Here is a 20,446-nt window from a genome sequence, read left to right as displayed (position 1 = left end):
GCTGCCCAGCCCTGCAGGTCACCATGGAAGCGCTTCGCCGCCGTATCGAACAACAAGCCATGAGCCTCACCGGCCTGGCGTTGGGGCAGCTCGACCTGGAGTCGCCCAAGGGCGACCCTGGCCTGTTCGGGCCCGACAGTGTCAGTTGGCGGGTGCATGGCGACTTCCCCAGCATGCTGGTCGGCGGCATCAGCGCACTGATGCTGCAGTTGCTGCACCCGCTGGCGCTCGCTGGGGTCTGGGACCATTCCAACTTTCGCCATGACTTGATCGGGCGCCTGCGGCGCACCAGCCAGTTCATTTCAGGGACCACGTTCGGTGCGACCGAAGATGCGCACTGGCTGATCGAAAAAGTGCGCCGGATACACCTGCAAGTCGAAGGCACCGCGCCGGATGGCCGCCCCTATGCGGCCAGCGACCCTCACCTGCTGACCTGGGTGCATGTGGCCGAGGTCAGCAGCTTTCTGGCCGCTCACTTGCGTTACCGCAACCCCCGCTTGTCCCTGGCCGACCAAGACGCTTACTACCAGGAAATCGCCCTGATCGCCGAACGCCTGGGCGCCCTGGACGTGCCACGCTCGCGCCGTGAGGTCGAACACTACCTGCATGCGATGCGCCCACAACTGAGCTGCGATGCCCGCAGTCAGGAAGTCATGAGTATTCTGCTCGACGCCCCTGCGCCCAGCCGGCTGGCAAAACCGGTGGGCAAGCTGATGCTGCACGCCGGTATCGAGCTGCTGCCCCAGTGGGCACAACAGCAGCTTGGCCTCGAACCGGGCCATTGGCAAAAACGGTTGATCCGCCTGGGCGTGCAAGGCACCGCACCGGTATTGCGCTGGGCCATGCGCGACGGGTCTGCGCACCGGGCCAGGCGCCGCATGGGCATCGAATAAGCACTGAGCGCACCTCAGCGGAACTGATTTAACGTGCCATACTCCAAGGCATCCCGGCCCGGACAGACGAAGCGATTCATGTACAAAGGACTGACTCGCGCCATCGGCGCACTGCTGGCGTTGCTCGCCCTGTACAGCCTGCTTGGCTTTTTCATTCTTCCGGGCGTCGCGCTGCGTATCGCCAACCAGCAGCTCGCCCACTACGCCACGGTGCCGGCCCACCTCCAGCGGGCCGAGTTCAACCCCTTCAGCCTTGAGTTGACCTTGTGGGGCTTGCAGATCGGCGAGCCCGGTAAAGAGCAGGTTGGCTTCGAAAAACTGTACGCCAACCTGTCGCTGGACAGCCTATGGACCGGCGCGCTGCACCTTGACGCCCTCGAGTTGGTCAAACCACGCACCGAAGTGCTATTTGCCAAAGATGGCACGCTCAACCTCGCTCGCCTTTTCCAACTGCCTGCCAGCAAAAGCGAGCCCGATACACCCCCAGGCGATCCTTTCCCGCTGCGTATCGGCAGTATCAAGCTTGAGCAGGGTTTCGTGCGTTTCGAAGACCTGCGTCCCAGCGAGCCGATCGAGTTTCTCTACGACAACCTTGGCCTGGAATTGAAGAACCTCAGCACCCTCGCCAATGACAATGCCGACATGACCATGGTGGCCAACGGTCCCAACGGTGGGCGCATCGACTGGCAGGGCACGTTGAGCCTAGCGCCTATCGCGTCCGAAGGCACGCTCAAGGTCACCGACAGCAAAATGAAGCTGTTCTGGCCCTATGTGCGCGATGCGGTGCCCTTGGTGCTGGAAGACGGCAAGCTCAGCCTGAGCACGCATTATCGGCTCAACCTGGCAGATAAGACCGAACTGCGTCTGGAAAAAGCCTCGGTGCGGGTGGCGCCCTTTGCCATCAAGGCTCCGAATGGTCGTCCGTTGGCAAGGCTCGCCAATCTGGAGTTGAGTGATGCCTCCGTCGACCTGGTCAAGCAGCAGGTCACGATCGGCAAGGTACGCAGTGAAAAACTGGAAACCTGGGCAGCGCTGGAGAAGGACGGTCAGCTCGATTGGCAGGTGCTGTTTGCCGGCGAGCCTGGCAAGCCAACACCAGCTGAAAAGGCCGAGCCGCCCACTGCAGGGGCTTCAGCTGCACCGCAGACGCCAGCGGCCCCAAGCAAGCCCTGGCAGGTGTTGCTTAATGATGTCCAGCTCAGGAACTACCGTGTTCACCTGGCAGACCGCACGCAAAAAGAACCGGTCACCCTGGACGTAGGCCCCTTGAACGCTGACTTGAAGGGCTTCGACAGCCTCAACCAGAAGCCCTTCACGGTCAAGTTCGACACCGGCATCGGCAAGCAAGGCACCCTGCAGGGCCAGGGCCAGGTCAACCTGGCGCCGGTGTGGGCCAAGCTGGATGTCGGCACCCGGGACATCGACCTGCGGTTAGCCCAAGCCTACATCAGCCCCTTCATTCTGTTGGAGCTGCGCAGCGGTATGCTCGACAGCGACCTGAAGGTGGACCTGAAAAGCACCTCGCCGTTGGCCTTGACGGTAAGCGGCAAAGCGCAGGTGAATCAGTTGCATACCCTCGACACCATCAAGAGCCGGGACTTCGTCAAATGGCAGCAGGTCAACCTCGATGGCCTGACGTATGTGCATGGCGATGCCCTGTCGATCGACAAGGTGACACTGCAACAGCCTTATGCACGCTTCATCATCAACGAAGACCGTACTACCAACATCAATGACCTGTTGATTCCACAGCCAAACGATGCGCCTGCCAAGGTCCAGCCCCAGCCTGCAAGTGCCACCGAGGAAAAGCCGCTGGGTATCCACATTGGCCAGATCGTGATCAAGGACGGTTCGGCCAACTTCGCCGACCTGTCGCTCACGCCCAATTTCGCCACGGCCGTGCAACAGCTCAACGGCCAGGTGGGGACCATCGATAACCGCAAGCCCCTCCCTGCCCCGGTGGATGTGCAAGGCAAGGTTGACCGGTACGCACCCGTCACCATCAAAGGTGGCCTCAACCCATTCGACCCACTCGCGAGCCTGGACATCGCCGCCGTGTTCAAACGCGTCGAACTGACCACCCTGACGCCCTACTCGGGCAAGTTTGCCGGCTACCGCATCCGCAAAGGCCGGCTGAACCTGGACCTGCACTACCTGATCACCAAGGGCCAACTCAAAGCCGAGAACAAGGTGGTCGTTGAGCAGTTGCAACTTGGGGAGAAAGTGGACAGCCCGGACGCGGTCGATCTGCCGATTCGCCTCGCAGTGGCGCTGCTCAAAGACACTCACGGCAAGATTTCCATCGAGTTGCCCGTTGCGGGCGATCTGAACAACCCGCAGTTCAGCGTGATGCCGATCGTGTGGCAAACCTTGCGCAACCTGGTGCTGCGCGCCGCGCAGGCACCGTTCAAGCTCATCGGTGGCCTTGTTGCCGGAGGCGGCGCCGAAGACTTGGGCACTGTGGCCTTTGCACCCGGGTCCAGCGAGCTGGCAGGCGATGCCCAAGCATCCTTGGATAAACTTGCCGAAGGGCTGAGAAAGCGGCCGGAACTGCGCCTGGAAATCGAAGGCACCAGCGCTCAGGCAAGCGACGGCCCCATTCTTGCCCAACAGCGTCTGGAGCGGGAATATCAGGCCACCTGGTACAAGATTCTGCAGCGGCGCGGTGACAAGGTACCGGCCAGTGCGTCCCTGATGGTGGTCGACGAGGCCGACAAGCCAGCGATGCTCGAAGGCATTTACCGCAGCCGCCTCAAGCAGCAACCGCCTGCCGAATGGGAGCAGCTTGACCGCGACGCGCGCACTGCCAACCTTCGCAACGCCGTGCTCAAGTTCTGGGCCGAAAGCACGGCTCTGTTACGCACTCTGGGGCAGGAGCGGGCCAGCAGTATCAAGGATTACCTGGTGGACAAAGCCAAGCTTGAAGACGATAGGGTGTACTTCATCGACACCCACCTGGGGCAGCCCGAAAAAGATGGCCGCGTTGTCACGCCAATGCACCTGGATGCCGACTGATCGTGACTCCTAAGGCTTGATGCCAAGCCTATGCGGCTCAATGAAAGCTTCCACGAAAAAGCCCCGGCACAGGCCGGGACTTTTGTTGTAGCTGGCCAAATCCATTTGGCCGACAGGACGATCCTTATTCAGCTTTCAGGCCGTCAGCCATTACGCTCTTGACGCCTTTGATGTTCTTGGCAACGCGCACGGCCACTTCTTTTTGCGACTCGGTCACTTTGACGTCCGAGGACAGAGAGACTACGCCGTGGCTGGTTTCTACTTTGATGTCGCTGCCTGGTACGCCTTTCTCGGTCAGCAGATCCGCTTTGACCTTGGTGGTGATCCAGGTGTCAGAGCCTTCTTGCTTAGCGTCATCCATAGTGTTGGCAGCCAGCATTACCGGAGCCTGGGTGGCCTGGGCTGCGAAAGCGGCGTTGGCCATGGTCAGGGTCAGAGCGGTAGCAGTAGCGGCAGCAATGGCGAACTTCTTCATGTGAGTCACTCCTGTTTTTCGAAAGGTCTGCGCCATGTGTCTGGCGGCAGGTAAACAGGTAGTTGCATGGCTTGTGCCAGGTTTTACGCTTCGCTTGATTTCTTTTAAATCAATGACTTACGTATCATCGCATCGTTCACCGCTCGTGCATTCTGCAACCTGCGCGATAAACCTGCATGCAAGATGCAAGTCCGCTAAAAGTTCCGTGTCTGTTTTTGTATTTACACGGGCACAGCCCAGTATAGATCCAAAAAAAAGGGCTCCCGCGGGAGCCCTTTGTGAAGCGCTAGGCGATCAGACGCCAGAAGCCTTCGCAGCCGCGACGTCCTTGATGGACAGCTTGATACGGCCGCGGTTATCCACGTCCAGTACCAGCACTTCGACTTCCTGACCTTCCTTGAGGATGTCGGTGACTTTCTCGACGCGCGCATCGCTCAGCATGGAGATGTGCACCAGGCCATCCTTGCCAGGCAGGATGTTGACGAAGGCGCCGAAGTCGACAATACGCTCGACCTTGCCCACGTAGATCTTGCCAATCTCGGCCTCGGCAGTGATGCCCAGGATGCGCTGCTTGGCAGCGTCTGCCGCTTCCTTGGTTTCGCCGAAGATCTTGATCGAGCCGTCGTCTTCGATATCGATCGAAGCCTTGGTCTCTTCGCAGATGGCGCGAATGGTGGCGCCGCCCTTGCCGATCACGTCGCGGATCTTGTCCGAGTCGATTTTCATGGCGATCATGGTCGGCGCGTTGGCCGACAGCTCGGTACGCGACTGGGCAATGATCTGGTTCATCTGGCCGAGGATGTTCAGGCGCGCTTCCAAGGCCTGGCCCAGGGCGATTTCCATGATCTCTTCGGTGATGCCGTTGATCTTGATGTCCATCTGCAGGGCGGTGACGCCCTTGGCGGTACCGGCTACCTTGAAGTCCATGTCGCCGAGGTGGTCTTCGTCACCCAGGATGTCGGTCAGAACGGCAAACTTCTCGCCTTCCTTGACCAGACCCATAGCGATACCGGCAACCGGTGCTTTCATCGGTACACCGGCATCCATCAGGGCCAGCGAGGCACCGCAGACCGAAGCCATGGAGCTGGAACCGTTGGACTCGGTGATTTCCGAGACGACACGGATGGTGTACGGGAACTCGCTGTCGCTTGGCAGCATCGCCTGCACGCCGCGACGCGCCAGACGACCGTGGCCGATTTCACGACGGCCAGCGCCGCCCATGCGACCACACTCACCGACCGAGAACGGTGGGAAGTTGTAGTGCAGCATGAAGGGGTCTTTCTTTTCGCCTTCCAGGGTGTCCAGCAACTGTGCGTCACGGGCAGTACCGAGGGTGGCAACGACCAGCGCCTGGGTTTCGCCACGGGTGAACAGTGCCGAGCCGTGGGTTTTGGGCAGAACACCGACTTCGATGTTCAGCGGGCGCACGGTGCGGGTGTCACGGCCGTCGATGCGCGGCTTGCCGTTCACGATGTTCTCGCGCACGGTGCGGTATTCCAGCTCGCCGAAGATTTCCTTGATCTGGCCAGCGGTCGGGCCGGCTTCTTCGTTGCTCAGGCGGGCAATGGCTTCATCGCGCAGCTGGCCCAGGCGGGTGTAGCGGTCCGCTTTCTGGGTGATGGTGTAGGCCTGCGACACCTGCTCGCCGAACTCGGCACGTACCAGGTTCATCAGCTCGGTGTTGGCGGCAGCGGGCTGCCAGTCCCACGTTGGCTTGCCGGCTTCGGCAGCCAGTTCCTTGACGGCCTGGATGACGGCCTGGAACTCATCGTGGGCGAACAGCACGGCGCCCAGCATCTGGTCTTCGGTGAGCTCTTTGGCTTCCGATTCAACCATCAGCACGGCGGTTTCGGTACCGGCGACGACCATGTCCAGGCTCGAAGCCGCCAGTTGCTCGTACGTTGGGTTCAGCAGGTAGCCGGTGCTTTCGTGGAAGGCAACGCGCGCCGCGCCAATCGGGCCTTCGAATGGAATGCCGGAGATGGCCAGGGCCGCCGAGGTACCGATCATCGCGGCGACATCGGGGTCGGTCTTCTTGCTGGTGGAAACCACGGTGCAGACGACCTGCACTTCGTTCATGAACCCTTCAGGGAACAGCGGACGGATCGGACGGTCGATCAGGCGCGAGGTCAGGGTTTCTTTCTCGGAAGGACGGCCTTCACGCTTGAAGAAACCACCGGGGATCTTGCCGGCAGCGTAGGTTTTTTCCTGGTAGTGAACCGACAACGGGAAGAAGCCCTTGCCTGGATCAGCTTGCTTGGCACCGACCACGGTCACCAGCACGGTGACGTCGTTGTCGACGGTGACCAGCACGGCGCCGGTTGCCTGACGGGCAATGCGGCCCGTTTCGAGAGTAACGGTCGATTGACCGAACTGGAATGTCTTGATTACCGGGTTCACGGTTTCCTACCTTCTTCAGTGGCTCTTGGGGGAACTGTTTTCTTGCGAATGCTTGGGCAGTGCAGGGAATCGGCCCTGTCTACCGTCCAGATACAACTCGAGGCCGGGAGCCTGGAACCGAACGAAAAAACCGCTCGAGTTACCAGGCTGCCAGCCTCGAAGTCATGCGTGGCGTGCCCCACGACAAGGCTGTGAAACAGCCCTGTCGAAGCCAGCGGCACGCCATGCACACCACCAACCAGGCCGCTATTAGCGACGCAGGCCCAGGCGAGCGATCAGCGCGCTGTAACGGGTGGTGTCTTTGCCCTTCAGGTAGTCCAGCAGCTTACGACGCTGGTTGACCATACGAATCAGACCACGACGGGAGTGGTGGTCTTTGTCGTTGGCCTTGAAGTGGCCTTGCAGCTTGTTGATGTTGGCGGTCAGCAGAGCAACCTGTACTTCCGGGCTACCGGTGTCGCCGGCGGCTTGCTGGTGTTCGGCAACGATCTTAGCTTTTTCTTCAACGCTGAGGGCCATGAGGCTTCTCCTGATTAAACGGACCCCGCGAACGGGTTCCAATAGGCCAGGGACTTAACCCTGTATCAATAGAAAGAGGTGTGACCGTGCCTACTGACAGCCACCCTCTGCTCCACGGACCTCGGCACCTGCCTAGGCCCATGGTTTCGGTCATTCCGACCGAATCAATCGACGTGGCGCGATCCGCCCGTCCTCGCTCACTTCACCGATACCGATGAAGCGGGCATTGTGATCCTGTACACGAACCATGCCGAATTGCGGCGCGTCCGGTGCACGCACTGCCTGCCCATGCAGCCAGTAGAACGCGCTGTGCTCGGACAGGCTCACCATCGGCCAATCCTGCAGCCCGCTGTCTGACGGCATGAGGAAACGATCGAGCGCTTCGTTGCCGCCTTCGGCGTGGGCCTGCTCGAGCTCCTCGAGGGTGACCGTCTGTGCCAGCGCGAAAGGCCCGGCCTGCGTCCTGCGCAGCTCTGCGACATACGCACCGCAGCCCAGCACTTCACCGATATCCTCCACCAGGGTACGAATATAGGTGCCTTTGCTGCAGCCAACGCTCAAGCGTGCACGGGTGCCTTCGCACTCGAGCAGTTCAAGACGGCTAATAGTAACAGAACGCGCCTCGCGCTCCACTACCTCTCCTGCACGCGCCAGCTTGTACAACGGCTGACCGTCACGCTTGAGAGCCGAGTACATGGGCGGTATCTGGCTGATCGGGCCACGAAAACCGGGCAATGCGGCTTCCAGTTCGGCGCGACCAACGGTCACCTCGCGGGTGCGCAGCACCTCGCCCTCGGCGTCGCCGGTGTTGGTCGTCTGGCCCAGTTGCATGACCGTCTCGTAACCCTTGTCGGAGTCGAGCAGGTATTGCGAAAACTTGGTGGCCTCGCCGAAGCACAGCGGCAAGACGCCAGTGGCCAGCGGGTCGAGGCTACCGGTGTGACCGGCCTTCTCTGCATTGAGCAACCAGCGCACCTTTTGCAAGGCAGCGTTGGAGGTGAAGCCCAAGGGCTTGTCCAGCAGGATGATGCCGCTGACATTGCGGCGAATGCGTTTGACCTGGGCCACCGATTACTCCTTGGTGCCAGACTCGTCGGCATCCTTGTGCAGGCGGTCTTCGGCCACTGCACGCTCGATCAATGCCGACAGGTGCACGCCACGGCTGACGCTTTCGTCGAAGTGGAAATGCAGTTGCGGCACGCTGCGCAGCTGCATGGAGCGACCCAGGTGCAGGCGCAGGAAGCTGGCGGCGCTGTTCAGGGCCTTGAGCGACTGCTGCACGGCATCGGAGGTTTCTTCACCCATCACGGTGATGAACACCTTGGCATGGCCCAGGTCGCGGCTCACATCCACAGCAGTGATGGTGACCAGACCGACACGCGGATCCTTGACTTCACGACGGATCAGCTCAGCCAGCTCGCGCTGCATCTGATCGCCAATGCGTTGGGTACGGCTATATTCTTTGGCCATTCTTGTTACCTGTAACGTAAAGCGGCAAACGCCCGGTCAGAACGATGCCTGACCGGGCGCTGCCTGAAGAGGTGCTGCAAAGCGCCCGCCAAGGCGCTTGCAGCCTGCTCACCCTCAGAGGGTACGAGCCACCTGGACTTTCTCGAACACTTCGATCTTGTCGCCGACCTTGACGTCGTTGTAGCTCTTCACGCCGATACCACACTCCATGCCGTTACGCACTTCGGCGGCATCGTCCTTGAAGCGGCGCAGCGATTCCAGCTCGCCCTCGAAGATGACCACGTCGTCGCGCAGTACGCGGATCGGACGGTTACGGTAGACGGTACCTTCGATGACCATACAGCCAGCGATGGCGCCGAACTTCGGCGAACGGAACACGTCACGCACTTCGGCGACGCCCAGAATGTTCTCGCGAACATCGCTGCCGAGCATGCCGGTCAGGGCTTTCTTGACGTCTTCGATGATGTCGTAGATCACGTTGTAGTAACGCATATCCAGACCTTCCTGCTCGACGATCTTGCGCGCACCGGCATCGGCACGCACGTTGAAGCCGAACAGTACTGCGTTCGAAGCCAGCGCCAGGTTGGCATCGCTCTCGGTGATACCACCTACGCCGCCACCAATGACACGGACCTGCACTTCGTCGTTGCCCAGGCCGCCGAGCGAACCCTGCAGCGCTTCGAGAGAACCGCGCACATCGGTCTTGAGAACGATGTTGAGCGTTTTCTTCTCTTCCTGACCCATGGTCTCGAAGATATTTTCCAGCTTGCCTGCGTGAGCACGGGCCAGCTTGACCTCGCGATACTTGCCTTGACGGAACATGGCAACTTCGCGGGCTTTCTTCTCGTCAGCCACTACCGACAGCTCGTCGCCGGCTTCCGGTGTGCCGTCCAGGCCAAGGATTTCGACCGGGATGGACGGGCCAGCTTCCTTCACAGGCTTGCCGTTCTCGTCCAGCATGGCGCGAACGCGGCCATAGTTGGAGCCGCACAGCACCATGTCGCCCTGACGCAGCGTACCGTCCTGAACCAGGATGGTAGCGACTGGGCCGCGGCCCTTGTCCAGACGCGATTCGACGACCACACCGCGCCCTGGGGCGGTCGGCGTAGCGGTCAACTCGAGGATCTCGGCCTGCAGCAGCACCGCTTCGAGCAGCTCGTCCACGCCGGTACCCATCTTGGCCGAAACCTTGACGAATGGCGTGTCACCACCCCAGTCCTCGGAGGTCACGCCTTCGACGGACAGCTCGTTACGGATGCGATCAAGGTCAGCACCAGGCTTGTCGATCTTGTTGACCGCAACCACCAGCGGTACGCCAGCTGCCTTGGCATGCTGAACGGCTTCGCGGGTTTGTGGCATCACGCCGTCGTCCGCCGCCACCACCAGGATGACGATGTCGGTCGCCTTGGCACCACGGGCACGCATCTGGGTAAACGCAGCGTGGCCAGGGGTGTCGAGGAAGGTGACCATGCCGCGGTCGGTTTCCACGTGGTAGGCACCGATGTGCTGGGTGATACCACCGGCTTCGCCAGCAGCAACCTTGGCACGACGGATGTAGTCGAGCAGCGAGGTCTTACCATGGTCGACGTGACCCATGACAGTGACGACCGGCGCACGGGACTCGGTCTGGCCTTCGAACTTCAGGGATTCGGCCAGGGAGTCTTCCAGGGCGGAATCGCTGATCAGCGTGACCTTGTGGCCCAGCTCTTCGGCGATCAGCTGAGCGGTTTCCTGATCGAGCACCTGGTTGATGGTCACCGGGGTGCCCATCTTGAACATGAACTTGACCACTTCAGCGCCCTTGACGGACATCTGGTTGGCAAGCTCGGAGACGGTGATGGTCTCGCCGATGGTCACGTCACGAATGACCGGACCGGTCGGGTTCTGGAAGCCGTGCTGGTTACGCTTCTTCAGCTTGCTCTTGCCACCACGACCACGACGAGCGCCATCGCTCTCTTCGTCGGTGGTACGCGGCGCGGCACGAGGCGTCGGAGCCTTTTCCTTTTCCTTGACCTTGACCTTGATCGACACACGTGGCGCCTCGCCACGACGACGGTCGTCATCACGGGTGCGGCTTTCGTTGCGACGGGTCTCGTCTTTCTTGCGCTCGGCCGCACGGGCGGCAGCGTCTTCCGACGTCGGCGCATTGGCTACGACCGGCGCAGCGGCAGGGGCAGAAGCCTGTTCTGCCTTGGCAGCCGGAGCCGGAGCGGAAGCGGCGGCATCAGCAGCCTGGCGACGCGCCTGCTCTTCGTTGCGCTGACGCACTTCAGCGTCAACCTTGTCGCGGGCAGCGTTTTCAGCTGCACGGCGCTCTTCGAGCTCACGCTTCTGCTCAGCCTGGATTTCTTCCGGGCTGCGCTGCACGAATACTTTCTTCTTGCGTACTTCTACGCTGATACTCTTACTACCGGCGACACGCAGGGTGCTGGTGGTTTTGCGCTGCAAGGTAATCTTGCGCGGTTCTTCCGCCTTGCTCTTGTGGCTGCTCTTCAAATGAGTCAGCAAGGTCTGCTTCTCATTGTCGGTCACTACCTGACCGGCGTCGGTGTGCGGCAGACCTGCCTCACGCATCTGCTGCAGCAGGCGCTCTACCGGTGCCTCGACCTCTTGGGCCAGTTCTTTCACCGTGACTTGCGTCATGCACTTCTCTCCTCAGGCCGCGCCTAATTACTCGAACCAGTGGGCTCGGGCGGCCATGATCAACTTGCCGGCACGCTCTTCGTCGATGCCGTCGATGTCGAGCAGGTCGTCGATCGACTGCTCGGCCAGGTCTTCGCGGTTAACCACGCCGCGCACCGCCAGTTCCGCCGCCAGGTCCTTGTCCATGCCCTCAAGGGAGAGCAGGTCTTCGGCCGGATGGGCGTCTGCCAGTTTTTCTTCGGTAGCGATGGCCTTGGTCAACAAACGGTCCTTGGCTCGAGCGCGGAGCTCATTGACGATATCTTCGTCAAAGCCATCGATGTTGAGCATTTCTTCCAACGGTACGTAGGCAATTTCTTCAAGGCTGGTGAAGCCTTCGTCGACCAGCACTTGGGCCAGCTCCTCGTCGACTTCCAGTTCATCGATGAAATTGCGCAGGATGTCGCCAGTTTCGGCTTGCTGCTTGGCCTGGATGTCCTTCTCGGTCATCACGTTCAGGGTCCAGCCAGTCAACTGACTGGCCAGGCGAACGTTCTGACCGCCACGGCCAATGGCTTGAGCCAGGTTGTCTTCGGCGACGGCGATGTCCATGGCATGGGCATCTTCATCAACGATGATCGCCGCGACTTCAGCCGGCGACATGGCGTTGATGACGAACTGCGCCGGGTTATCGTCCCAGAGAACGATATCCACACGCTCACCACCCAACTCTCCGGATACGGCCTGGACGCGCGACCCACGCATGCCGATGCAGGCGCCTTGCGGGTCGATGCGCTTGTCCTTGGAGCGGACGGCGATCTTGGCTCGCGAACCCGGATCACGGGAAGCGGCCATGACTTCGATGAGGCCTTCAGCGATTTCCGGCACTTCGATGCGGAAAAGCTCGATCAGCATCTGCGGCGCGGTGCGCGACAGGATCAGCTGAGGACCACGGTTTTCGGTGCGAATTTCCTTGAGCAGTGCACGCAGGCGCACACCCACACGGAAAGTTTCGCGGGCAATGATGTCTTCGCGGGCCAGCAACGCCTCGGCATTGTTGCCCAGGTCGACGATGACGTTGTCGCGGGTGACCTTCTTGACGGTACCGGAGATGATTTCGCCCACACGCTCACGGTAGGCATCGACCACCTGCGCACGCTCGGCCTCACGGACCTTCTGCACGATGACCTGCTTGGCGGTCTGCGCGGCGATGCGGCCGAACTCGATGGATTCGATCTTTTCTTCGATCACGTCGCCAATCTTGGCTTCGGGATGCGTGTCCTTGATCTTGTCCAGCCAGGTTTCGATGGCCGGATCATCGAGGTCGGCTTCATCGACCACGGTCCAACGACGGAAAGTCTCGTAGCTACCGGTGTGGCGGTTGATTTCCACACGCAGGTCGACTTCGTCTTCAAAACGTTTTTTGGTTGCGGTGGCCAGGGCCACCTCCAGCGCTTCGAAAATGACGCCGGGCGGTACACCTTTTTCGTTGGATACCGATTCAACAACCAGCAGTACTTCTTTGCTCATCGTACGCCTCGCCTTGCGCAAGCCATTGGGCCCGGATAATCCGTCGGGCCCGGCACGTCTCAGTCAAAACTGGGAATAATATTGGCCTTGTCGATCGAATCGATCGGCAGTAGGAACTCCTGGTCGTCCACCTGGACCACCACATCCTGCTCCTCCACACCGCGGAGAAGGCCCTGGAAGTTACGACGACCCTCGAAGGGTGAGCGCAGCTTGATCTTCACTTGTTCGCCGGCATGCGAGGCAAACTGTTCCAGTGTGAACAGTGGGCGATCCATGCCTGGAGAAGACACCTCGAGGGTGTACTCGCTGCTGATCGGATCCTCGACATCCAGGATGGCGCTGGCTTGACGGCTGACAGCTTCGCAGTCCTCCACCAGAATGCCGCCTTCCTTGTCGATGTAGATACGCAATACCGAATGCTTGCCCTGGGAAACGAATTCGATCCCCCAGCATTGATAGCCCAGACCCTCGACAACCGGGGCCAACAAGGCCTGCAACTGTTCTAGCTTGCTCGACACCTGAACCCCCTCGTGCATGCTGTGCAAATAAAAAATGGGCGAAGCGCCCATCCCTGAAAGCGCCGTTGGACAACGACGCCTGAACTGTTCGGTTAGCAAAAAGCCCCTGAAAAGGGGCTTCGCTGAAGCTGGTTGCGGGGGCTGGATTTGAACCAACGACCTTCGGGTTATGAGCCCGACGAGCTACCAAGCTGCTCCACCCCGCGACAAAGCTGGGGCGAAAGTATAAGACCGAACCCACTTGAGGGTCAAATCCAAACCTTCACCTGCAAGAAAGCCCGCCAAGGCGGGCTCTCAAGCTTTAAATGGTACCGAGAAGGGGACTCGAACCCCTACACCCTATGGGCACAACCACCTCAAGGTTGCGTGTCTACCAATTCCACCACCTCGGCAATACTACTTTGAAACCCGTTACTTCTGCTCTTCTGCCGGAGGAGGTACATCACCCGAATTAGGAGTGGCTTCGCTCTTCTGTTCTTGGAGCACCGGTACATCATCATTGATGGCCGGTTTTGGCTGCTCTTTCACTTCTAGCACGGCTGGATCTGGAAGACCTGCTTGGCTAAGCTGGTGAGCTTGTTGCTTCGCGAAGTATCCTAACCCAAGTGCTGTCAAAAAGAAAGTGGCAGCGAGTATTGCAGTGAATTTACTTAGGAAGGTGGCAGAGCCCTGACTTCCGAAGACGGTATTGGAAGCACCCGCACCAAAAGATGCACCGGCTTCCGCCCCCTTACCCTGTTGCAACAGTACCAGCACTACCAGCGACAGCGCTGCCAACAGATGAAAAACAACGATGACTGTTTCCAGCATTTGTTCAGTTTCCTGCGGCGCGACAAATTGCACCGAATTCGTCTGCGTTCAGGGAAGCCCCACCAATGAGACCCCCATCGATATCCGGCATGCCGAACAGTTCGGCCGCATTGGCCGCCTTCACGCTGCCGCCGTAGAGCAACTGCACCTTCGCAGCCACTTCAGCATCTTTTGCCGCCAGCTGGCCGCGGATGGCGGCGTGCACATCCTGGGCCTGCTGAGGCGTGGCCGTTAGGCCAGTGCCGATGGCCCATACAGGCTCATAGGCAATTACCGCATTGGCAAACACACTAACACCGAAAGCTTCGATGATACTGTTGAGTTGACGCCCAACAACTTCGAGCGTTTTGCCGGCCTCGCGCTCTTCAAGGGTTTCCCCAATACAGAGCACGGGCTTCAAACCTTTGGCCTGAGCCGCTGCAAACTTGCGATTCAGCACTTCGTCATCTTCGCCGATTACCTGGCGACGTTCCGAATGGCCAATCAACACCAACTTGCAACCTGCTTCAACCAGCTGTTCCGGAGCAACTTCACCGGTCAGCGCGCCCTGTTCGGGCATTACCGCAGAATTCTGTGCGCCGACGATAATACCCTTGCCGTCGAGTTCGGCAACCACTTGGTTGATGAACAAGGTTGGCGGGAATACCGCGACTTCCACTCCGCTCGGCAGGGCAAGATTGCGCAAACCCTCGGTCAGCTCAGCGACGCTGGCGCGGGTACCGTGCATCTTCCAGTTACCAGCAACCATAGGGCGACGCATGCTTTACCTCGTCGGTCAAAGTGGGCGCAGATCTTACCCAACCAGATTCGCGCTGGCAAGCGGCTTCAGGCACAAACTTCTGCGACGCGCTTTGCCAGTGCTTCGGCATGCAGACGCACCTGGTGTTCATCCTCACCTTCGACCATGACGCGCAACAGCGGCTCGGTCCCGGATTTACGCAGCAACACCCGCCCACGGCCTGCCAGGGCCTCTGTGACCTGCGCGCTGGCTTGCTTGACGTCCGGGTGCTCGAGGGGGTCCACGTCGCCTGCACTGAAGCGCACGTTGATCAGCACTTGCGGGCATTTGCGCAGCGCCTGGCGCGCCTGGGCCAGGGTCTCGCCACGGCGCTTGAGCGCCATCAGCACCTGCAGCGCAGCGATGATCGCATCCCCCGTGGTGGTGTAGTTGCAGCACACCACGTGGCCGGAATTCTCCCCACCCACCAGCCACTCGCGCTCGAGCAGCTCGGCCATGACGTAGCGGTCACCGACCTTGGCACGCACGAATGGGATATCCAGGTCCTTGAGCGCAAGCTCCAGCCCCAGGTTGCTCATGAGCGTGCCTACCACGCCCCCTTGCAGCTTGCCGCGGTCATGCAGGTCGCGCGCAATGATGAACAGCAGCTCGTCACCGTCGACGATCGCGCCGGTGTGATCGACCATCAACACACGGTCGCCATCACCGTCGAAAGCGATGCCCAGGTCTGCGTGGCCGACCAGCACGGCGGCCTGCAGCGACTCGATGTGGGTCGAACCACAGCCCTCGTTGATGTTCAGGCCATCAGGCTGGGCGTGCAGCACAGTCACATCGGCACCCAACTCACGGAACACGCTGGGCGCCACCTTGTACGTGGCGCCATGGGCGCAGTCGACCACCAGCTTGAGGCCGGCGAAGCTGGTGCTGCTGGGCACGCTGCTCTTGCAGAACTCGATGTAGCGACCGGCTGCGTCGTTGATGCGCGAAACCTTGCCCAGCTTGCTCGACTCCACGACGGTCATGGGCTGATCGAGCAGTTCCTCGATCATCAGCTCCACTTCGTCCGGCAGCTTGGTGCCCTGCCCCGAGAAGAACTTGATGCCATTGTCATCGTGCGGGTTGTGCGAGGCACTGATGACGATACCGGCTTCGGCATGGAAGGTGCGGGTCAGGTAGGCGATGGCAGGCGTGGGCATCGGGCCCAGCAGCATCACATCGGCGCCTGCGGCCGAAAGACCAGCTTCGAGCGCGGATTCGAACATGTAGCCGGAGATCCGCGTGTCCTTGCCCACCAGCACGCGGCAATGGCCTTGCTTGCGGAACGCCATGCCAGCCGCCCAGCCAAGCTTGAGCATGAACTCCGGGGTGATCGGGTATTCGCCGACGCGGCCACGAATGCCGTCGGTACCAAAATATTTTCTGCTCATAGGGACTCCAATGTTCTTATTCGGCGTGCTGAACGGCGGCGATCATGCGGACCACGTCAACGGTTTGCGCTACATCATGCACGCGCAGGATACTTGCGCCCTTGGTCACGGCCAGCGCCGCGAGCGCCAGGCTGCCATAAAGACGCTCATCCACAGGACGCTCGAGCGTCAGGCCGATCATGCTTTTACGGGAAACGCCTACCAGCAGCGGACGCCCCAGGCGATGGAGCGCTTCGAGGTGCTTGAACAGGCTGAGATTGTGGGCCAGGGTCTTGGCGAAACCGAAGCCTGGATCGAGCACGACGCGGTCGGCCTCGATGCCCGCGTCCGCACAGGCCACCATGCGCTGCTGGAGGTAGCGCGCCACGTCCTGGGTGACATTCTCATAATGCGGGTCGTCCTGCATGGTGCCCGGCTCGCCGCGCATGTGCATCAGGCACACCGGCAGCCCGGTTGCAGCAGCGGCATCCAGCGCCCCATCGCGCTCGAGGGCGCGCACATCGTTGATCAGGCCAGCGCCCAGGCGGGCGGCTTCGCGCATGACGGCAGGCGTGGACGTATCGACCGACACCACCACATCGAGATGACGGTGGATGGCCTCGACCATCGGCGCCACGCGCTCAAGCTCTTCGGTGACCGAAACGGGCCGCGCACCCGGGCGGGTGGACTCCCCGCCCACATCGATCAGCGTGGCGCCTGCGGCCACCATTGCCTCGGCGTGGCGCAAAGCCTCGTCGCGCTGACTGAAGCGGCCACCGTCGGAGAAGGAATCGGGCGTGACATTGAGAATACCCATGACATGGGTACGCGACAAATCAAGAACCCGATTGCCGCAAGGCAATCGGGTCGGGTGCTGCACTGAGCTCATAGGTGCCCTTAGTGTTGAGCCGCTGGACCACCGATGGGCGATTCCGGGCGGTCACCCTGGGCAGCCGGTGTACCGGAAGCCGAATCATCATCCCAATCGCGAGGTTCGCGAGGCGTACGGCCGGCCATGATATCGTCGATCTGCTCGGCGTCGATGGTTTCGTACTTCATCAAGGCTTCGGCCATTGCATCGAGCTTGTCGCGGTTCTCGGTCAGCAGCTGCTTGGCAGTGGCGTAGCACTGGTCGATGATGCTGCGCACTTCGGAATCGATCAGCTTGGCCGTCTCACCGGAAACACTGGTCTGCTGGCTGCCTGCGCTACGACCCAGGAACACTTCGCCGTCTTCTTCGGCATACATCAGCGGGCCCAGCTTCTCGGACAGGCCCCACTTGGTGACCATGTTCCGCGCGATCTGGCTGGCACGCATGATGTCGTTGGAAGCGCCGGTGGTGACGCCGTCGAAGCCCAGGGTCATCTCCTCGGCGATACGACCGCCGTAGAGGGAGCAGATCTGGCTGATCAGCGCACGCTTGGACAGGCTGTAGCGGTCTTCTTCGGGCAGGAACATGGTCACACCCAGTGCACGACCCCGCGGGATGATCGACACCTTGTAGACCGGATCGTGCTCGGGCACCAGGCGACCGACGATCGCGTGACCCGCTTCGTGGTAGGCCGTGTTCTGCTTTTCCTTTTCGGACATGACCATGGTCTTGCGCTCAGCGCCCATCATGATCTTGTCCTTGGCCAGCTCGAACTCCTTCATATCGACCAAGCGCTTGTTGGCGCGAGCGGCGAACAGCGCGGCTTCGTTGACCAGGTTGGCAAGGTCTGCACCGGAGAAGCCCGGCGTACCACGGGCGATGACGGCCGGGTTGACGTTGTCGCCGATCGGCGCCTTGCGCATGTGCACTTTAAGAATCTGCTCACGACCCCGAATGTCCGGCAGGCCAACGACGACCTGACGGTCGAAGCGACCGGGGCGCAGCAGCGCAGGGTCGAGCACGTCAGGGCGGTTGGTCGCGGCGATGACGATGATGCCATCGTTCATCTCGAAGCCGTCCATCTCTACCAGCAACTGGTTGAGGGTCTGCTCACGCTCGTCGTGACCCCCGCCCATGCCAGCCCCACGGTGACGGCCGACGGCGTCGATCTCGTCGATGAAGATGATGCACGGGGTGTGCTTCTTGGCCTGCTCGAACATGTCGCGCACACGGCTGGCACCGACACCGACGAACATTTCAACGAAGTCCGAACCGGAAATGGTGAAGAACGGCACCTTGGCCTCGCCTGCAATGGCCTTGGCCAGCAGGGTCTTACCGGTACCGGGCGGGCCCACCATCAGCACACCGCGCGGAATGCGGCCGCCCAAGCGCTGGAACTTGCCCGGGTCGCGCAGGAACTCGACCAGCTCGCCCACTTCTTCCTTGGCCTCGTCGCAACCGGCGACGTCAGCCAGGGTGGTCTTGACCTGGTCCTCGGAGAGCAGGCGCGCCTTGCTCTTGCCAAAGCTCATGGGGCCACCCTTGCCACCTGCCCCGCCTTGCATCTGGCGCATGAAGAACATGAACACGGCAATAATGACCAGGATCGGGAAGCTGGCAACCAGCAACTGGGTCCAGATGCTCTGCTGCTCGGGCTGCTTGCCCTCAACGGTAACGTGGTTGTCCACCAGGTCGCCGATCAGGCCGTTGTCGGTGATCGCCGGGCGCACGGTCTTGAAGCTGTCGCCGTCGGAGCGCTTGCCGGTGATGATGTAACCGTCGACGGTCACTCGCTCGACCTTGCCATCCTTGACCTGCTGGATGAAGTCGGAGTAGTTGAGGGTCTGCGGCTCGTTAGGGCTGGAGAAGTTGTTCATCACCGTCACCAGGACAGCTGCGATGATCAACCACAGGATCAGATTCTTTGCCATGTCGTTCAATTCGCTACCCTCTGAGGCCGGCGCACGACGCAGCCGTGCCTCGCATGATATTCATCGCCCTAACTTACTACATTGCCCACGCAACCGCAGGCACCGTCTGTAACCCTTTGTGAAATCCAGACTACACGAAGTTCGGACGATCCTGACGCCGTGGCCGATTGGAATTAACTATCGGCCGCTGCGCTTAGTACCGTTCACGCGCCCTTGAACCCCTTGCCAAGCAGGTACTGCTCGCGGGAGCGATCCCGCGATGAAGACGGTTTGCGCATCTGTACCTTGTCGAACTTGGTGCGCACGTCCTTGAGGTACACATCGAAACCTTCACCCTGGAAGATCTTGATCAGGAAATCACCGCCGGGCCGAAGCACGCGGGTTGCCAAATCCAGGGCCAGCTCGCAAAGGAACATGGCTCGCGGTATGTCGACCGCGGGCGTACCACTCATATTGGGGGCCATGTCCGAAATCACAAGGTCTACGTGTGAATCGCCGACGGCTTCGAGAATTTGCCGTAGCACCTCGTCCTGGGTGAAGTCCCCCTGAATGAAGGTGACATCGGGGATTGAGTCCATCTCCAGGATGTCGGAGGCGATCAGTCGACCCTGACCACCAATCAGACGACTGGTCACCTGGGACCAGCCGCCCGGCGCTGCGCCCAGGTCGATGACACTCATGCCAGGACGGATCAGGCGGTCCTTTTCCTGGATCTCAAGCAGCTTGTAGCTTGCTCGCGAGCGGTAGCCGTCCTTCTGCGCCTGTTTGACGAAAGGGTCGTTGAAATGCTCTCGCAGCCAGTTTGCGCTGCTTTTGGAACGTTGTACCACGGGGCACCTCGATGATATGCGTGGTGATTGACTGGGCGGAGCCGGTGGCCCTCGGGTAAAATGCCGGTCAATTTTACAGAATCAGACGGAAAGGGTCAGATTATGCCGCTCAATAACGAGCAGAAGAAGCAATACAAATCCATTGGTCATGACCTTAAGCCGGTCCTGATCGTTGCTGGCAACGGTTTGAATGAAGGCGTCGTCGCCGAATTGGAACGCGCATTGGCCGACCACGAGCTGATCAAGGTCGAAATTCGCTCCGAAGACCGCGAAGAGCGTGCCGAGACCATTGCCGCGCTGTGCAAGGCCGGCCGCGCCGAGCTGGTTCAGACCATCGGCAAGAAGGCGCTGATCTACCGCAAGAACCCTCAGCCGAACAAGCAGCTGTCCAACGTCCACCGTTACAAGTAACGGTGG

17 protein-coding genes and 2 tRNA genes are annotated in these 20,446 nt (G+C 60.6%); 3 read left to right on the top strand and 16 right to left on the bottom strand.

From position 1 onward, the window contains the following. The first annotated feature begins 23 nt into the window (after positions 1 to 23). The gene (locus PFU01S_RS19715; RefSeq protein WP_028687812.1) at positions 24 to 893 is read left to right on the top strand and encodes an oxygenase MpaB family protein; all 870 of its coding nucleotides are present in this window, start codon (positions 24 to 26) and stop codon (positions 891 to 893) included. A 78-nt stretch (positions 894 to 971) separates the two neighbouring features. Beyond that, entirely contained in the window at positions 972 to 3,908 is a 2,937-nt protein-coding gene (locus PFU01S_RS19710) for a DUF748 domain-containing protein (protein ID WP_028687811.1), read from the top strand. Positions 3,909 to 4,032: 124 nt separating this feature from the next. Here the strand turns inward: PFU01S_RS19710 and PFU01S_RS19705 are convergent, their stop codons facing one another. From PFU01S_RS19705 to rlmE, 16 genes are all read right to left on the bottom strand, one after another. Further along, entirely contained in the window at positions 4,033 to 4,383 is a 351-nt protein-coding gene (locus PFU01S_RS19705) for a BON domain-containing protein (protein WP_027915406.1), read from the bottom strand. A gap of 294 nt (positions 4,384 to 4,677) precedes the next feature. Continuing rightward, positions 4,678 to 6,783: a polyribonucleotide nucleotidyltransferase gene (gene pnp / locus PFU01S_RS19700; RefSeq protein ID WP_023533183.1), complete on the bottom strand. Its 2,106-nt coding sequence runs from the start codon at positions 6,781 to 6,783 to the stop codon at positions 4,678 to 4,680. A 249-nt stretch (positions 6,784 to 7,032) separates the two neighbouring features. Beyond that, positions 7,033 to 7,302, bottom strand: coding sequence for a 30S ribosomal protein S15 (gene rpsO, locus PFU01S_RS19695; protein WP_023533188.1), 270 nt, complete (start codon positions 7,300 to 7,302; stop codon positions 7,033 to 7,035). 150 nt (positions 7,303 to 7,452) lie between these two features. After that, a complete protein-coding gene (gene truB / locus PFU01S_RS19690) occupies positions 7,453 to 8,370 on the bottom strand; it encodes a tRNA pseudouridine(55) synthase TruB (protein WP_027915407.1) in 918 nt (305 codons plus the stop codon). A 3-nt stretch (positions 8,371 to 8,373) separates the two neighbouring features. After that, entirely contained in the window at positions 8,374 to 8,772 is a 399-nt protein-coding gene (gene rbfA, locus PFU01S_RS19685; RefSeq protein ID WP_028687810.1) for a 30S ribosome-binding factor RbfA, read from the bottom strand. A 114-nt stretch (positions 8,773 to 8,886) separates the two neighbouring features. Then, the gene (infB, locus tag PFU01S_RS19680; RefSeq protein ID WP_027915408.1) at positions 8,887 to 11,415 is read right to left on the bottom strand and encodes a translation initiation factor IF-2; all 2,529 of its coding nucleotides are present in this window, start codon (positions 11,413 to 11,415) and stop codon (positions 8,887 to 8,889) included. Between the two features lie 27 nt (positions 11,416 to 11,442). Then, entirely contained in the window at positions 11,443 to 12,924 is a 1,482-nt protein-coding gene (gene nusA, locus PFU01S_RS19675; RefSeq protein ID WP_023533184.1) for a transcription termination factor NusA, read from the bottom strand. Between the two features lie 59 nt (positions 12,925 to 12,983). Continuing rightward, complete coding sequence (rimP, locus tag PFU01S_RS19670) at positions 12,984 to 13,442, bottom strand: ribosome maturation factor RimP (protein WP_027915409.1); 459 nt, start codon at positions 13,440 to 13,442, stop codon at positions 12,984 to 12,986. Positions 13,443 to 13,571: 129 nt separating this feature from the next. After that, positions 13,572 to 13,648, bottom strand: a tRNA-Met gene (locus PFU01S_RS19665). Between the two features lie 100 nt (positions 13,649 to 13,748). After that, a tRNA-Leu gene (locus tag PFU01S_RS19660) sits at positions 13,749 to 13,834 on the bottom strand. A 19-nt stretch (positions 13,835 to 13,853) separates the two neighbouring features. After that, complete coding sequence (secG, locus tag PFU01S_RS19655) at positions 13,854 to 14,252, bottom strand: preprotein translocase subunit SecG (RefSeq protein WP_027915410.1); 399 nt, start codon at positions 14,250 to 14,252, stop codon at positions 13,854 to 13,856. A 4-nt stretch (positions 14,253 to 14,256) separates the two neighbouring features. After that, positions 14,257 to 15,012: a triose-phosphate isomerase gene (gene tpiA / locus PFU01S_RS19650; protein WP_027915411.1), complete on the bottom strand. Its 756-nt coding sequence runs from the start codon at positions 15,010 to 15,012 to the stop codon at positions 14,257 to 14,259. A gap of 65 nt (positions 15,013 to 15,077) precedes the next feature. Further along, positions 15,078 to 16,418 (bottom strand): phosphoglucosamine mutase, encoded by a 1,341-nt coding sequence (glmM, locus tag PFU01S_RS19645; protein ID WP_027915412.1) that lies wholly within the window; start codon positions 16,416 to 16,418, stop codon positions 15,078 to 15,080. Between the two features lie 16 nt (positions 16,419 to 16,434). Then, entirely contained in the window at positions 16,435 to 17,286 is an 852-nt protein-coding gene (folP, locus tag PFU01S_RS19640) for a dihydropteroate synthase (RefSeq protein ID WP_028687809.1), read from the bottom strand. Between the two features lie 8 nt (positions 17,287 to 17,294). After that, a complete protein-coding gene (gene ftsH, locus PFU01S_RS19635; RefSeq protein WP_028687808.1) occupies positions 17,295 to 19,199 on the bottom strand; it encodes an ATP-dependent zinc metalloprotease FtsH in 1,905 nt (634 codons plus the stop codon). A 203-nt stretch (positions 19,200 to 19,402) separates the two neighbouring features. Continuing rightward, complete coding sequence (gene rlmE / locus PFU01S_RS19630; protein ID WP_027915415.1) at positions 19,403 to 20,029, bottom strand: 23S rRNA (uridine(2552)-2'-O)-methyltransferase RlmE; 627 nt, start codon at positions 20,027 to 20,029, stop codon at positions 19,403 to 19,405. Between the two features lie 102 nt (positions 20,030 to 20,131). Between rlmE and yhbY the strand changes: the two genes are divergently transcribed. Beyond that, positions 20,132 to 20,440 carry a ribosome assembly RNA-binding protein YhbY gene (gene yhbY / locus PFU01S_RS19625; protein ID WP_023533185.1) on the top strand — a complete coding sequence of 103 codons (309 nt, stop codon included), beginning with the start codon at positions 20,132 to 20,134 and terminating at the stop codon, positions 20,438 to 20,440. Positions 20,441 to 20,446 lie beyond the last annotated feature (6 nt).

Origin of the sequence: Pseudomonas fulva NBRC 16637 = DSM 17717 (assembly GCF_000730565.1) — a bacterium.
GTDB lineage: Bacteria > Pseudomonadota > Gammaproteobacteria > Pseudomonadales > Pseudomonadaceae > Aquipseudomonas > Aquipseudomonas fulva.
This window is presented reverse-complemented; position numbering and strand designations above follow the sequence as displayed.